The sequence below is a fragment of the Pseudomonas oryzihabitans genome, assembly GCF_001518815.1.
GTDB classification, from domain to species: domain Bacteria; phylum Pseudomonadota; class Gammaproteobacteria; order Pseudomonadales; family Pseudomonadaceae; genus Chryseomonas; species Chryseomonas oryzihabitans_E.
The window spans coordinates 800562-815235 of record NZ_CP013987.1; the positions used below are offsets into that span (position 1 = coordinate 800562).

The 14674-nt window shown below is 65.3% G+C and carries 16 protein-coding genes; 10 read left to right on the forward strand and 6 right to left on the reverse strand.

Annotation, left to right across the window (positions count from 1 at the left end; genetic code table 11):
• Window positions 1-9: 9 nt before the first annotated feature.
• Window positions 10-1140 carry a methyltransferase gene (locus tag APT59_RS03680; RefSeq protein WP_059313604.1) on the reverse strand — a complete coding sequence of 377 codons (1131 nt, stop codon included), beginning with the start codon at window positions 1138-1140 and terminating at the stop codon, window positions 10-12.
• A gap of 261 nt (window positions 1141-1401) precedes the next feature.
• On the opposite strand from APT59_RS03680, the gene APT59_RS03685 reads away from it, so the two are divergent.
• Window positions 1402-2178 (forward strand): ferredoxin--NADP reductase, encoded by a 777-nt coding sequence (locus APT59_RS03685; RefSeq protein WP_059313605.1) that lies wholly within the window; start codon window positions 1402-1404, stop codon window positions 2176-2178.
• Between the two features lie 233 nt (window positions 2179-2411).
• The gene (locus tag APT59_RS03690; protein ID WP_059313606.1) at window positions 2412-3965 is read left to right on the forward strand and encodes a TerC family protein; all 1554 of its coding nucleotides are present in this window, start codon (window positions 2412-2414) and stop codon (window positions 3963-3965) included.
• 22 nt (window positions 3966-3987) lie between these two features.
• On the opposite strand, the gene mscL is transcribed toward APT59_RS03690, so the two are convergent.
• Window positions 3988-4437 carry a large-conductance mechanosensitive channel protein MscL gene (gene mscL, locus APT59_RS03695; RefSeq protein ID WP_059313607.1) on the reverse strand — a complete coding sequence of 150 codons (450 nt, stop codon included), beginning with the start codon at window positions 4435-4437 and terminating at the stop codon, window positions 3988-3990.
• A 225-nt stretch (window positions 4438-4662) separates the two neighbouring features.
• Here mscL and APT59_RS03700 point away from each other — a divergent pair, with 225 nt between their 5' ends.
• The 5 genes from APT59_RS03700 to APT59_RS03720 all read left to right on the forward strand — a co-directional run bounded on the left by APT59_RS03700 (window position 4663) and on the right by APT59_RS03720 (window position 7896).
• Window positions 4663-4902 carry a YdcH family protein gene (locus APT59_RS03700; RefSeq protein ID WP_059313608.1) on the forward strand — a complete coding sequence of 80 codons (240 nt, stop codon included), beginning with the start codon at window positions 4663-4665 and terminating at the stop codon, window positions 4900-4902.
• Between the two features lie 95 nt (window positions 4903-4997).
• The gene (locus APT59_RS03705) at window positions 4998-5207 is read left to right on the forward strand and encodes a hypothetical protein (RefSeq protein WP_059313609.1); all 210 of its coding nucleotides are present in this window, start codon (window positions 4998-5000) and stop codon (window positions 5205-5207) included.
• Between the two features lie 144 nt (window positions 5208-5351).
• Window positions 5352-5621 (forward strand): hypothetical protein, encoded by a 270-nt coding sequence (locus APT59_RS03710; protein WP_059313610.1) that lies wholly within the window; start codon window positions 5352-5354, stop codon window positions 5619-5621.
• Window positions 5622-5737: 116 nt separating this feature from the next.
• The gene (gene radA / locus APT59_RS03715) at window positions 5738-7099 is read left to right on the forward strand and encodes a DNA repair protein RadA (RefSeq protein WP_017639095.1); all 1362 of its coding nucleotides are present in this window, start codon (window positions 5738-5740) and stop codon (window positions 7097-7099) included.
• Window positions 7100-7185: 86 nt separating this feature from the next.
• Window positions 7186-7896 carry a copper resistance protein B gene (locus APT59_RS03720; protein ID WP_059313611.1) on the forward strand — a complete coding sequence of 237 codons (711 nt, stop codon included), beginning with the start codon at window positions 7186-7188 and terminating at the stop codon, window positions 7894-7896.
• A 197-nt stretch (window positions 7897-8093) separates the two neighbouring features.
• On the opposite strand, the gene APT59_RS03725 is transcribed toward APT59_RS03720, so the two are convergent.
• The 3 genes from APT59_RS03725 to APT59_RS03735 all read right to left on the reverse strand — a co-directional run bounded on the left by APT59_RS03725 (window position 8094) and on the right by APT59_RS03735 (window position 10613).
• On the reverse strand, window positions 8094-8459 hold the full coding sequence (locus APT59_RS03725; protein WP_059313612.1) for a PilZ domain-containing protein: 366 nt from the start codon (window positions 8457-8459) through the stop codon (window positions 8094-8096).
• A 145-nt stretch (window positions 8460-8604) separates the two neighbouring features.
• Entirely contained in the window at window positions 8605-9243 is a 639-nt protein-coding gene (locus APT59_RS03730; RefSeq protein WP_059313613.1) for a response regulator, read from the reverse strand.
• On the reverse strand, window positions 9240-10613 hold the full coding sequence (locus tag APT59_RS03735; RefSeq protein WP_059313614.1) for a cache domain-containing protein: 1374 nt from the start codon (window positions 10611-10613) through the stop codon (window positions 9240-9242). Before APT59_RS03735 ends, APT59_RS03730 begins: the two co-directional genes overlap by 4 nt.
• 166 nt (window positions 10614-10779) lie before the next feature.
• Between APT59_RS03735 and APT59_RS03740 the strand changes: the two genes are divergently transcribed.
• Genes APT59_RS03740 through yjiA form a run of 3 tightly spaced genes read left to right on the forward strand, consistent with a single transcriptional unit; the run spans window position 10780 to window position 14103 of the window.
• Window positions 10780-12837 carry a carbon starvation CstA family protein gene (locus APT59_RS03740; protein WP_059313615.1) on the forward strand — a complete coding sequence of 686 codons (2058 nt, stop codon included), beginning with the start codon at window positions 10780-10782 and terminating at the stop codon, window positions 12835-12837.
• A gap of 12 nt (window positions 12838-12849) precedes the next feature.
• On the forward strand, window positions 12850-13053 hold the full coding sequence (locus APT59_RS03745) for a YbdD/YjiX family protein (protein WP_007162682.1): 204 nt from the start codon (window positions 12850-12852) through the stop codon (window positions 13051-13053).
• 57 nt (window positions 13054-13110) lie between these two features.
• On the forward strand, window positions 13111-14103 hold the full coding sequence (yjiA, locus tag APT59_RS03750) for a GTPase (protein WP_059313616.1): 993 nt from the start codon (window positions 13111-13113) through the stop codon (window positions 14101-14103).
• Window positions 14104-14106: 3 nt separating this feature from the next.
• Here yjiA and APT59_RS03755 read toward each other — a convergent pair whose 3' ends face one another.
• A complete protein-coding gene (locus APT59_RS03755) occupies window positions 14107-14565 on the reverse strand; it encodes a DciA family protein (protein ID WP_059313617.1) in 459 nt (152 codons plus the stop codon).
• Window positions 14566-14674: the final 109 nt, after the last annotated feature.

Here is a 14674-nt window from a genome sequence, read left to right on the forward strand (position 1 = left end):
GGGTGGATGTCAGAGAGGTTGGACCGCCCTCAGCACCACGAATTTCGGCGTGGCCGCGATCTGTTCGACGCGCTTGAACAGTCGCTTGAGCTTGACGTGGTAACCCAGGTGGCGATTGCCCACCAGCCAGAGTTCGCCCTGCTCGCTCAGCGCCGCCCGTGCCTGCTGGAACATGCGCCAGGCAAGGAAGTCGCCCACCACCTGCTGCTGGTGGAAGGGCGGATTGCACAGGATCAGGTCCAGCGAGCGCGCTGGCTGTTCGGCCAGCCCATCGGCGGCGAGGATGGCGGCTGGCCGCTCGGGGAAGGCCGCCGTCCAGTTCTCCCGTGCCGACTGCACCGCCATGTAGGACTCGTCCACCAGGGTGAACCGCGCCTCGGGATTGGCCAGGGCACAGGCCAGGGCCAGCACGCCGTTGCCGCAGCCCAGATCGGCCACCCGGGCCTGGCCCAGGCCCTGGGGCAGGTGCGGCAGGAAGGCGCGGGTGCCGATGTCCAGGCCTTCGCGGCAGAAGACATTGGCATGGTTGACCAGGGTCAGCGGTGGTGCGTCCAGCCGATAGCGACTGGGATAGGGCGAGGCCACCGCCGGCCGCGCCTCGGGCGTGGCAAATAGCAGTCGGGCTTTCTTCACCGCCAGCGAAGCCTGCACCGGGCCGATATGCCGCTCCAGCAGGTCGCCGGCGGCGCGGGGCAGGTGCTTGAGCATGCCAGCGGCGATCACCCGCGCACCGGGCGCCAGCTGGCCGTGCAGGCGGATCAGTTGTTCCTCCAGCAACGCCAGGGTCTTGGGCACCCGCACCAGCACCAGGTCGAAGGGACCGCTGGTCGCCTCACTGGCCGGAACGAAGGTCACGGCATCGGCGGCGATGCCGTTGCGCGCCAGATTCGCCGCCAGCGCCAGGGCCGCCAGGTGCGAATCGCCACTGGAGGTGACCCGGGCATGGGCGGCGAGGCTGGCGGCCAGGGCGCCGAAGCCGTCGTTGAGCACCAGCACCCGGGCGGCGGGGTCCAGGCCGTGCTCGGCGACCTGCTGCAGGAGGTACTCGTCGGCGGCGTCGAAGGCCTGCAGGGGATCGTCACGGCGCGGTGGCTGACGGTCGAGTTCGAGGGTGGCGAAGGGCGAGACGAGAGAAGGCATGGTTTCTGTCGGTGTTTATCGGCGGCCCAGTGCGGGACAATGGCGCAAAGATCCTTTTTACGATCTGCTGCGCGTCGGCCAAACGGCGTTGAAAATGGCCTGGGTCGCCAGCCCGGTCGGAATGCTCATTTACCACTCGTAAACGCGAGCACGAGACCGGTCCGCTTCCTCAGCCATTTTCGCGGGGCCGCCTAGGCCTTGTTTGGCGCTAGCTCGCGAGATCGTAAACAGGCTCTAAGCAATCGGGAAAAAGAGGCCAGTATGACCGCCACCGAAGACAAGTTCACCCGCGAGACGATCACCGCCGTCTGGCCCTGGAGCGACAACCTCTTCAGCCTGAGGACCACGCGTGACTCGCGCTATCGCTTTCGCGCCGGCCAGTTCGCCCGGCTGGGCGTGCGCAAGGCCGATGGCGACATCGTCTGGCGCGCCTACTCCATGGTCTCGGCACCTCATGATGAATTCCTCGAATTCTTTTCCATCGTAGTGCCTGGCGGCGCCTTCACCAGCGAGCTGAGCCGCCTGCGCGAGGGCGACGAGCTGCTGGTGGAAAAGCAGCCCTATGGCTATCTCACCCTGGAGCGCTTCGGCGGCGGGCGCGATCTCTGGCTGCTGGCCACCGGTACCGGTCTCGCGCCCTTCCTGTCGATGCTGCAGGAGCCCGATACCTGGGAGCGCTTCGAGCGCATCGTGCTGGTCTACAGCGTGCGCGAGGCCCGCGACCTGGCCTACCAGGACGTCATCAACGGCTACGGCCAGGTGGAACACCTCGAAGGCCTTACCGACCGCCTGGTCTATGTGCCCGTGGTGACCCGCGAAGACCATCCGGGTGCGCTGCGTGGCCGCATCACCACCCTGATCGAGAACGGCGAGCTGGAGCGCGCCGCCGGCGTCACGCTGTCGCCCGAGCACTCGCGGATCCTCATCTGCGGCAATCCGGAGATGGTCGATGACACCCGCCAGCTGCTCAAGACCCGTGATCTGCAGCTGGCCCTGAGCCGCCGGCCCGGTCAGGTGGCCGTGGAAAACTACTGGTAATTGTGGGGCTACAGGGGCGTCTTTACGTTTTCTTCACAATTGGAAAAGGTTGGGCCTTTAGCTTTGGGCCCGCCTTGCTCTAGGATCGGAAATTCCAAGGCTACCTTTCGAGTTCCGATGAGCAGTGACAGATCCGAGCCGCCCCCGGCCCCCTGGCCGGGTGCGGCTGACACCCCCTCCCGCTTTCTTTCCTCCGTGGCCGTTCGGCCCGCTCAGACGGAGGTCCGCTGCTGATGGAATGGATCGCCGATCCCACCGCCTGGTTGGGCCTGCTCACCCTGATCGTCCTGGAAATCGTCCTGGGCATCGACAACCTGGTCTTCATCGCCATCCTCGCCGACAAGCTGCCGCCCGCGCAGCGTGACAAGGCGCGTGTCATCGGCCTGTCACTGGCGCTGATCATGCGCCTGGGCCTGCTGGCCAGCATCTCCTGGATGGTGACCCTCACCGAACCGCTGTTCGAGGTGTTCGGCAAGGCCTTCTCCGGCCGCGACCTCATCATGCTGTTCGGCGGTATCTTCCTGTTGTTCAAGGCCACCACCGAGCTGCACGAACGCATCGAGGGCCACACCCACAAGACCGGCGGCAATCGCGCCTATGCCGCCTTCTGGCCGGTCGTGGCGCAGATCGTGGTGCTCGATGCCGTGTTCTCGCTGGACGCCGTCATCACCGCCGTGGGCATGGTCGAGCACCTGAGCGTGATGATGATCGCCGTGATCATCTCCATCGGCCTGATGCTGGTGGCGAGCAAGCCGCTGACCGCCTTCGTCAACGCCCACCCCACGGTGATCATGTTGTGCCTGGGCTTTTTGATGATGATCGGCCTGAGCCTGACCGCCGAGGGCCTGGGCTTCCACATTCCCAAGGGCTATCTCTACGCCGCCATCGGCTTCTCGATCCTCATCGAGATAGCCAACCAGGTGGTGCGCTGGAAGCGCAAGCGGCAGATGCACGAGCGTCTCGGCATGCGGGCGCGCACCTCCCAGGCCGTACTGCGCCTCCTGGGTGGTCGCCTGCGCGAAGACGAGGTGGATGAAGACATCGCCGAACTGCTGGATGGCGAGAAGGGGGAGAGTCCGGTCTTCGATCGGCGCGAGCGCCTGATGATCAGCGGCGTGCTGCAACTGGGCGAGCGTCCGGTGCGTGCGGTGATGACCGCCCGTGCCGACGTCGACATCCTCGATGCCGACGCCCCGCCGGAACGGCTGCACGAGCAACTGCTGGCCTCGGCCCACTCGCGCCTGCCGCTGGTGGTCAACGGCAACATCGATGAACCCCTGGGCTACGTGCACAAGAAGGAGCTGTTCGCCGACATCCTCCAGGGCCAGTCGCCTGACCTGCGCGCCCGGGTGCGGATGCCTATCCATCTGCCGGCCCAGGCCACGGTGCTGGGCGCCCTGGAACAGCTACGCGCGGCATCCACCCACGTGGCCTTCGTGGTCAACGAGTTCGGTGGCTTCGAAGGTCTGCTGACCCTGACCGACATCCTCGAGGCCATCGCCGGCGAATTGCCGGACGCCAGCGAGGACAGCCTGCCGGAGCTAGAGAAGGTGGAGAACGGCTATCGCGCCAGCGGCGGCCTGAATCTGCATCCCCTGGCTCAGCGCACCGGTTTCCAGATCCCGGAAAACGAGGACTACCAGACCCTGGGGGGATTGGTGGTGGACCTATTGGGGCGCTTGCCGATGGCAGGTGACCGTCTGGAGTACCAGGGCTGGCAGTTGACGGTGGAATCGGTCAAGGATCGGCGGATCGGCTGGATCCGCCTGGAGCGACCCGCCTCCTAGCGAGGCGGGATCTGGCAAGGTTCTACTGCGGGGTGATCGGCGGTTCCTGCTTGACGACGGGAGCCGCGGGCGCCTGGCTGTTCTGCGCTTTCAGCAGATCACGGATCTCGGTCAGCAGCACCTGGTCCTTGGTAGGACCCGAGGGGGCGGCGTCCTGATGCAGGCGCAGGCGATTGAGCACCTTGATCGCCATGAAGATGGCGAAGGCGATGATCACGAAGTCGAAGATGGTCTGCAGGAACTTGCCATAGGCGATCACCACCGCCGGCTGGTCGCCTATGGCCGCTCTCAGCGTGATCGCCAACTGCGAGAAGTCCACGCCTCCCAGCAGCAGGCCCAGCGGCGGCGTGATGATATCGGCCACGAAGGACGACACGATCTTGCCGAAGGCAGCGCCCAGGATGATGCCGACCGCCAGGTCGACCACATTGCCTCGCATGGCGAACTTCTTGAACTCGGCGATGATACTCATGCTGTACTCCTTTGGATGGTTTCGAAGAGACGATAGCCGATTGTGATCGCTTCGCTCGGGTTTGGAACCTCAGGGACGGTCTTCAGGTTCCCCAGGCGCGGCAAATCGCCCGGAAAGAGGCAACTGGTCGTGGCTGTCGCACTTTGTCGAAGGCCTCGGGTCCACCCTGTAAGACGATGGCTACGGCCTTCGCGCTTCAAACCCACTGCGCCCAAGGAGCCTCTGATGGTTGCCAAACACGACCTGCACAAAGACTTTCCCGAGTACGCCGAACAGCTGGACAGTCGTCCGCAGTCCGATCCGGATTTCGCCAAGCTGCTGGAGGACTACCAGAAGCTCGATCAGCAGATCCTCGCTCTGGAAGAGGTGGAGGAATCCAGCGGCGATGAAGATCTAGGTCGCCTGCGTCGGGAACGTGTCCTGCTCAAGGACAAAATTGCCCAGCAGCTGAAATACCCGTCCTAGCCGGCCCGGGCTCTGCCTGCCGCGTCGAGCCGCGCTCGGCGCGATTGGCAAGGGCTGTCGACGTTGCCATCATGGCCTCCCTCAGGAGAGGGCCGATGACAGACGAAGTGGCGATGTACCAACAATGGCACCTGTGGATCACCGAAGCGGCCGTGGAAGACCAACGCCGCCGGGTGCAACGGGAATTCGCTGAATACAGCCGGCTGCTCGCCTGTCTGCAGCATCTCGAACAGGAGCGCTGGCAGCAGGCGTTGCCGGTCTGGCTCCGGGGTGATTCGGGCCTGATCTCGACGCTCAAACACTAGTGTCAGAGCCCTTTGTCGGAGAGCTGGATGACATTTTGCTGAACGACGAGCGGCGCCTGGCGGTCAATGGGATACCCCAAAGGAATTTCGCGGGGTGAGCGAGGTTAATCCGGCCTACCTGGCCCTCTCAACGAGGATATCCCCATGAAGCGTACCGCCCTGATCGCCCTGATGATGTTCGCCACCGCACCTGTGTTCGCCCAGGATCTCTGTACGGTTCAGCTGCAGAAGTTGGACGATGCCAGCAAAATGAAGACCAATATGATCGGGCCGGGCAGTTCCCAGGCCAAACAGATCGCCGAATTCCGCAAGAACGCCATGGCCGCTCAAAAGGCCGGCGACGAGAAGACCTGCATCGCTCAGGCCAACCAGGCCCTGACCATGCTGCGTCAGCCAGGTGGCGAGGGCAACTAGTCCTCGAGGCCGTAAATCCCGGAGGCGCGCTTCGCGAGAAGCGCGCCTTTTTACTGTCTATGCATCCAGTCGTGGTATGCTGGGAAACTCTTTCCTTCTCGACTGGAGAACCCGCCATGGCCAAGGCCAAGCGTCTCTACGGCTGCACCGAGTGTGGCGCCACCTTTCCCAAGTGGGCGGGCCAGTGCGGCGAGTGCGGTGCCTGGAATACCCTGGTGGAAACCGTCGTCGAGACCTCCGCCGTGCCCTCCGGTCGCGCCGGCTGGGCTGGAGCCCAGGCGACCATCAAGACCCTGGCTGAGGTCAGCGTCGAGGAAACCCCGCGCTTCACCACCGACTCCACCGAACTCGACCGCGTACTGGGTGGCGGTCTGGTGGATGGCTCCGTGGTGCTGATCGGCGGCGATCCGGGCATTGGCAAATCCACCATCCTGCTGCAGACCCTCTGCCACCTGGCCGCGCGCATGCCGGCGCTCTATGTCACCGGTGAGGAGTCCCAGCAGCAGGTGGCGATGCGCGCCCGGCGGCTGGGCCTGCCGGAAGACAAGCTCAAGGTCATGACCGAGACCTGCATCGAGACTATCGTCGCCACCGCGCGCCAGGAAAAGCCGCGGGTCATGGTGATCGACTCCATCCAGACCATCTTCACCGAGCAGCTGCAGTCCGCACCCGGCGGGGTGGCCCAGGTGCGCGAGAGCGCGGCGCTGCTGGTGCGCTTCGCCAAGCAGACCGGTACCGCCATCTTCCTGGTCGGCCACGTCACCAAGGAAGGCGCCCTGGCTGGCCCCCGGGTGCTGGAGCACATGGTCGACACCGTGCTCTATTTCGAGGGTGAGTCCGACGGGCGCCTGCGCATGCTGCGGGCGGTCAAGAATCGCTTTGGCGCAGTCAATGAGCTGGGCGTGTTCGGCATGACCGACAAGGGTCTCAAGGAGGTTTCCAACCCCTCGGCGATCTTTCTCAATCGCGCTCAGGAGGCCGTGGCCGGCAGCGTGGTCATGGCGACGTGGGAGGGTTCGCGGCCCATGCTGGTGGAGGTGCAGGCGCTGGTGGACACCAGTCACCTGGCCAATCCGCGGCGGGTCACCGTGGGCCTGGACCAGAATCGCCTGGCCATGCTGCTGGCCGTGCTGCACCGTCATGGCAGCATTCCTACCTACGACCAGGACGTCTTCATCAACGTGGTCGGCGGGGTCAAGGTACTGGAGACGGCGGTGGACCTGGCGCTGATGTCGGCGGTGATCTCCAGTCTGAGGGACCGCGCCCTGCCGCATGATCTGCTGGTGTTCGGCGAGATCGGCCTGTCCGGCGAGATCCGGCCGGTGCCCAGTGGCCAGGAGCGCCTCAAGGAGGCTGCCAAGCACGGTTTCAAGCGCGCCATCGTGCCCAAGGGCAATGCGCCCAAGGATCCGCCGCCCGGTCTGCAGGTGGTGGCGGTGACCCGGCTGGAGCAGGCACTGGATGCGCTGTTCGAATAGCCTGGAGCGGCTTTTGTAATATTTTTTAAAACTCTGGGCGGGCGAGGGTGGTCTATCAGGCGCTTCCATGACCCTGGATACCCGCCATGCCTCGTCTGCTCCCCTTGTCCGTACTCATCGCCGGCCTTGTCTCCAGTGCCCTGGCCCAGGCTTCCGATCCCAATGGCACCGCCCCGGCCAGTCTGGAAGTGGATCAGCTCGAATGGCAGCACGCCGATGAAGGCAGCGTCTTCAACTGGGACCTGGAGGGCTGGGCCTTTGGCGGCGGCGCCAATCGCCTGGATTTCCGCAGCCAGGGCGAGCGTACCAATGGCCATACCGAGCAGGCCGAGGTGCAGGCGCTCTGGGGCCATGTCCTGACCCAGGGCTGGGGCACCGTCGCCGGTATCCGCCAGGATTTCAAACCGGGTTCGCCACAGACCTGGGCTGCCCTGGGTATCCAGGAGCACGATCCCGAGGATCTCGACGTCGAGATCACCGCCTTCATCGGCGAGAACAACCAGACGGCGTTGCGCCTGGAAGCCGAATACGACTGGGCGCTGACCCAGCGGCTCATCCTGCAGCCTCACACCGAACTCAACTTCTATGGCCGCAACGACGAGTCACGCGGCCAGGGCGCGGGCTTCGCCGAAAGCGAGGCCGGGCTGCGCTTGAGATACCAGGTGACGCCGGAAGTGGCGCCCTATGTCGGGGTGTCCTGGAATGCCACCCATGGCAACACCGCCGCCATGGCGCGGGAAGAGGGTGAAGACACCCACGATGCCCGGCTGGTGGTGGGTCTGCATCTGGAGTTCTAACAGTAAGGTCGAGAAGACGAACCTTCCCGTAGGTTGGCGCTGAGCGCAGCGAAGCCCAACGCCGTCAACCTGGTGAAAAAGGCTGTGCCGTTTTCCACCGGCTTCACCGATCGCGGCCATGGCGGTCCGCCGCTGCGGCCGCTCCTACAGGTTCAGCTACTCCGGTAGGAGCGGCCCATGGCCGCGATCAAATTGACCTACCGCTCCCCCAGCGCCGCCAACTCGCGCTCCAGCAGGGTCTCGTCACCAAGGTTCAGCTCCACTAGCCGCCGTAGGTGGCTGATGGAATCCAGGTCGATCTGCCGGCAGGCGAAGGCCAGCTGTTCCGGGGTTTCCCGCACCAGCTCCACATCCATGCTCACCTGGGTCTCGTCGTTGAGCAGGACGCGCAGCTGATAGTCCGCGCTCGACTGGGCGGACCAGTCGGAGGGTCGCGCCAGCAGCACGCCCTTGAGCGAGATGTCGTCCACGGGCGCTGCCCACTGGCGCTCACCCTGGTGCAACTGCGCGGGGGCATCGAAGGTGAAGCGGGTAAAGCGGCGACGCTCGTTGGTGTCGTTCATGGAAGGCTTCCTGAGGTTTCCTGATCACTGTAGACGACAGCCGTCGTCCCGTATCGACTTCTCCTGCGAGGGTAGCGGTCCCGGCCCGGCGGAGCCAGAACGAGACGGCTCATTGGTCGCCTGGGTGCGAGCAGCGGCCTTTTGGTCAAGCTTTGGAGGCGTCCTCGGGGCGCCAGCCGTACTCGCGCGCATGGCGAACCAGATCCGCCGGCTTCTGGATGTCCAGCTTGCGGCGGATGCTCAGGCGGTGGGTCTCCACCGTGCGCACGCTGAGGTTCAGTTGCTGGGCCATGGTCTTGTTGTTGAGCCCCTGGGCCATCAGCAGCAGCACCTGGCGCTCGCGCGGGGTGAGTTCGCCTTCGCTGGCGCCGCCTTCACCCAGGCGGGCGGCGATGGCGCTGCTGTAGAAGCGTCCGCCCACCGCCAGTGCCTCGACCGCGGCGATGATCTCTTCGGAAGGGGCATCCTTGAGTACGTAGCCGGCCGCGCCCACCCGCAGCGAGGTACTGACGTATTCACGATTGTCGTACATGCTCAGGATCAGCACCCGGGCGCGCGGCGCCCGCGCGGCGATCTGGGCGGTCAGCTCCAGGCCGTTGATGTCCTTGAGGCCGATGTCCACCAGCAGGATGTCGGGGTCGAGGCGCGCCAGCAGGTCGAGGGCCTCCGCGCCGCTGCCGGCTTCGCCAACCACGGTGAAGCGCTCGATGGTGCCCAGCAGCGCCCGCACCCCGGCGCGGACCAGGGCATGATCGTCGACCAGGACGATACGGATCGGCGTCATGTCGGGCTCTCCTCGTCGGCGGCAAGGTCCGAGCGTAGCAGAACCACGTCCAGGGTCGTGCCGCCGGGGCCGGACTGGATGGCGCAGCGGCCGCCGAAGAGCTCCACCCGTTCGCGGATGTTGCGCAGGCCGATGCCGCCGCTGAGGCGTTCCACCTGGCCGGTGTCGAAGCCGCGACCGTCGTCGTGCACGGTCAGGCAGATCCAGCGACCGCGCCGTTGCAGATCGATCACCACGTGCCGCGCCGCGGCGTGGCGTTCGATATTGGTCAAGGCCTCCTGGACGATGCGAAACAGGGCGACGTCCATGTCGCCGCCGGCGGGGCTGTCATCCAGGGTCTGCCGGTAATCCACCGCCAGGCCGCTGCGTTGGCGAAATTCCTCCACCAACTGGCCGAGGGCGGCCGGCAGGCCAAGGGTATCCAGCAGCGAGGGATGCAGGTCGTGGGAGATACGGCGGATCTCGCCGATGGCCGCGGCCAGGCGCTGGGTGCCCTCACGCAGGGTCTCACCGGCGCTGGGCTTGCTCGCGTCCAGTTCGCGGCTGGCCAATTCGAACTGGAACTTGATGGACACCAGCAACTGGCTGATACCGTCGTGCAGCTCGCGTGACAGCCGCGAGCGCTCTTCCTCCTGGGAGGTGATGAGACGCTGGGTCAGCTGCTTGAGCTTGCGATCGGCCTGGCGGTGCTCGCTGACGTTGAGCGTCAGGCCGCCGGCGAACACCAGCAATACCGCCACCAGCGCCACCGCGGCGCTGGCCAGCAGGGTGGTGCGGATACCGGCGGCTACGTCGTGGCGCACCTGGGCGAGGGCCGCGTCGACGTCGTCCAGGTAGAGGCCGGTGCCCAGCACCCAGCCCCAGCGCTGCAGCTGAGTCACGTAGGCGAGTTTCGCCGCCATCTGGCCGGTGGAGGGCTTCTGCCAGCCGTACCGCTGGAAGCCATCACCCGTGCGGGCGCTTTTGAACAGCGCCTGGATCACCAGCAGACCGTTGCCATCGGTGAGCTGCCAGAGGTCCTGACCGACCAACTCGGGCTGGCGCGGATGCATGAGATTGCGTCCGTGCTGGTCGTAGACGAAGAAGTAGCCGTCGCTGCCGAAATTCAAGCTGGCCAGCAGCGCCAGTACCTTGGCCTTGGTTTCCTCGTCGTCACGGCCGCTGCCGTACAACGGCTGGATGGCGCTGACACCCATCTCCACATAGTTGCGCAGCTCGGTCTTCTTGCTGTTAAGGATGCTGTGTTCGAGCAGATGTGCCTGCTGCTCGCCCAGGCGCTGACTCTGTTCCAGCACCACCAGGCAGACCGCTGCCACTGCCAGCAGCAGGGGCAGGAGACCGAGGGCGACCATCTTGTATTTGAGCTGCATCGGGACCTGTCTGGGGCGGGTGTCTACGTAGAACTACGTAGCGGGCCTTGGGTAGTTCTGCGAATTTCGCTGTCGCGTCGCGCCGCCGATAGTAATATGGCTCCGCTGTGGGCTCTCACAATAACAAGTATCGTCGCGGCCACTGGCGCGCGGCAGGAGAACAAGCATGACCCGAATGGCCAGCCATCTAGCCTGGTTCGCCGTTGCTGTACTGGGCGCCTTCGCGCTGGGTACCGTGGCGCTGAGTCGAGGCGAAGCGATCAACGCCCTCTGGATCGTGGTCGCCGCCGTGGCGATCTACCTCGTTGCCTATCGTTACTACAGCCTGTTCATCGCCACCAAGGTGATGGGGCTCGATGCCAAGCGTGCCACGCCTGCCGTCCTCAACAACGACGGCCTGGACTACGTGCCCACCAACAAGCACATCCTCTTCGGCCACCACTTCGCCGCCATCGCCGGTGCCGGTCCGCTGGTCGGCCCGGTGCTCGCCGCCCAGATGGGCTACCTGCCCGGCACCCTCTGGCTGATCGCCGGGGTGGTCTTCGCCGGTGCGGTGCAGGACTTCGTGGTCCTGTTCCTCTCCACCCGCCGCAATGGCCGCTCCCTGGGCGACATGGTGCGCGAGGAGATGGGACGCATCCCCGGTACCATCGCGCTGTTCGGCTGCTTCCTGATCATGATCATCATCCTCGCGGTGCTGGCGCTGATCGTGGTCAAGGCCCTGGCCGAGAGCCCCTGGGGCATGTTCACGGTGATCGCCACCCTGCCGATCGCCATGTTCATGGGCGTCTACATGAGATACATCCGCCCCGGTCGCATCGGCGAGATCTCGCTGATCGGCGTGGTGCTGCTGCTGGCCTCCATCTGGGCCGGTGGCCTGGTCGCCGCCGATCCGGTCTGGGGCCCGGCCTTCACCTTCACCGGCATACAGATCACCTGGATGCTGATCGGCTACGGCTTCGTCGCCGCCGTGTTGCCGGTCTGGCTGGTGCTGGCCCCGCGTGACTACCTGTCCACCTTCCTCAAGATCGGCACCATCATCGCCCTGGCCATTGGCATCCTGGTGACCATGCCGATGCTCAAGATGCCGGCCCTGACCCAGTTTGTCGACGGTACCGGCCCGGTCTGGAAGGGCACCCTGTTCCCCTTCCTGTTCATCACCATCGCCTGCGGCGCGGTGTCCGGCTTCCATGCCCTGATCAGCTCGGGTACCACGCCCAAGCTGATCGCCAAGGAAACCCATGCCCGCTACATCGGCTACGGCGCCATGCTGATGGAGTCCTTCGTCGCCATCATGGCCATGGTCGCCGCCTCGGTGATCGAGCCGGGCGTCTACTTCGCCATGAACAGTCCGGCCGCCGTGGTCGGCGCCGACGTGGTGTCGGTGGCCGCCAAGATCAGTACCTGGGGCTTCGTGGTGACGCCTGAGATGCTGCAGGCCACCGCCACCGAGATCGGTGAGCACACCATCCTGGCCCGTGCCGGTGGTGCGCCGACCCTGGCGGTGGGCATCGCCCAGATCATGCACAACGTGCTGCCGGGCGAGAACACCATGGCCTTCTGGTACCACTTCGCGATCCTGTTCGAGGCGCTGTTCATCCTCACCGCGGTGGACGCCGGTACCCGTGCCGGGCGCTTCATGCTGCAGGATCTGCTGGGCAGCTTCGTGCCATCCCTGAAGCGGACCGACTCCTGGACTGCCAACGTCATCGGTACCGCCGGTTGCGTCGCCCTCTGGGGCTGGCTGCTGTACCAGGGCGTGGTCGATCCGCTGGGCGGCATCAACACCCTCTGGCCGCTGTTCGGTATCTCCAACCAGATGCTCGCCGGTATCGCCCTGATGCTGGGCTCCGTGGTCCTGATCAAGATGAAGCGCCAGCGCTATGTCTGGGTCACCCTGGTGCCAGCCGTCTGGCTGCTGATCTGCACCACCACCGCCAGCCTGATCAAGCTGTTCGATTCGAATCCGGCGGTCGGCTTCCTGGCCCTGGCCAAGAAGTACAGCACCGCCATGGACCAAGGCCAGGTGATCGCCCCGGCCAAGAGCATGGAGCAGATGCAGCACATCGTCTTCAACGCCTACACCAACGCCACCCTGTCGGTACTGTTCCTGGTGGTGGTGATGAGCATTCTGTTCTTTTCCATCAAGGTCGGTCGCGCCGCCCTGGCCAAGCCCGAGCGCAGCGATCGCGAAACCCCCTTCCAGCCGGTAGCGGGTTCCTAAAGGAGCACTCTCATGTTCAATGACCTGGGTCGCATGGGCAAATACCTCGGGCAGGCCGCCAAGATGCTGGTGGGCATGCCCGACTACGACACCTACGTCGAGCACATGCGTGGCAAGCATCCTGATCAGCCGGTGATGAGCTACGAAGCCTTCTTCCGCGAACGCCAGGAAGCGCGCTACGGTGGCGGCAAGTCCGGCGCCATCCGCTGCTGCTGACCATGGGTCACCCAAGGCCGGGCTCCATGCCCGGCCTCTTTCTGTCTGGAGTTTTCCATGCGTGAACCTATTCCCGTCACCGTCCTGACCGGCTTTCTCGGCGCCGGCAAGACCACCCTGCTCAAGCACATCCTGCAGGCCGAGCACGGTCTGAAGATCGCGGTGATCGAAAACGAATTCAGTGCCCTGGACGTCGATGGCGAACTGCTCGAAGACGCCGGCGCGGTACAACTGATGAAGGTGGCCAACGGCTGTGTCTGTTGCACCGGCAGCAAGGATCTGGCCTATGCCCTGACCGTGCTATTGGAGCGGCTGGACAGCGGAGAGCTGGATTTCGAGCGTCTGGTGGTGGAGTGCACGGGCCTCGCCGATCCCGGTCCGGTGGCCCAGACCTTCTTTACCGACGACCTCTTGCGCGAACGCTATCTGCTCGACGGGGTACTCACCCTGGTGGACGCCGTCCATGCCAGCGAGCAACTGAGCGATCCGCTGTTGCAGGCGCAGATCGGGTTCGCCGATCGCCTGCTGCTGACCAAGCTCGACCTGGCCGAACCGGCGGCCGTCGAGGCGCTGGAGAACCGCCTGCAGCGCATCAACCGCCGCGCTCCGATCCGCCATGTCGACCATGGACGGATCGAGTTGGCCGAGCTGCTGGATATCCGCGGCTTCAACCTGCACGACGAAGACCTGGCGCCGCCCACGCTGTTCCGGCCGCTGCGACCGGTGTCGGAAGCCGTCAGTCTCACCGAGCGCATCCAGTCCATTGCCATCCGTGAGGCGCGCCCCTACGACCAGGACAAGATCGGCAAGGTCATGGAGATGCTGCTCGACACCCTCGGCTGCGACCTGCTGCGCTACAAGGGGCTGCTGAACATCGCCGGCGAGGATCGCCGCCTGCTGTTCCAGGGCGTACAGCAGATCTATGCCGCCGACTGGGAGCGTGACTGGCTGGCGGACGAGGAGCGCGAGAGTCGCGTCGTGCTGATCGGCATGGATCTGCCGGAAGACCGCATCCGCGCGGCCTTCGACCGGGCGGTGGCCAAGGGGTAAGGCCTATTCCGCAGGCTGGCCGGTACGACTGGCCAGCCGCTCCAGGGCGGCCTTGAGCTTGGGATCACGGATCCCGGCCGCGACCTCGCGCAGGCTGTCGGCGCCCACCTGGCTGACCTGCCGCACGGGGCGGGCCCGGGTGGCGACGCCAGGGCTCGGCTGCATCTTGAACTGCACCCGCATGAGGCCGGCGAATTCCGGCGCCTGCTGCAATAGCCTGAGCAGGCGCCGCTGCTGATAACGCAGTCGTGTTGCCCAGTGGGCATCGTTGACCACCAGCAGCAGGGTACCCTCGCGCCAGCTGGCCACCCGGCAGTGGGGGCGAGCGGCCGGTTGCAACTGCTCTTCCAGCAACTGTTGCAGACGCCCCAGTCGCTCGGCCTCGCGAAACAGCGCCTTGAGCGGTTTGGCCTGGCGCAGCAGGGCAGCGGGAGCGACGGCAGGAAGCGGGCGAAAGGCCATGCGCAGGACTCGCGATGGGCGAAGAGAGGACGCCGATGGTAACAGATCGCTCTGGCGTCCTGGCGGCTGGTGCCCCGTCGTTCTTTCCTCATCGGCATTTCCGAGTAGA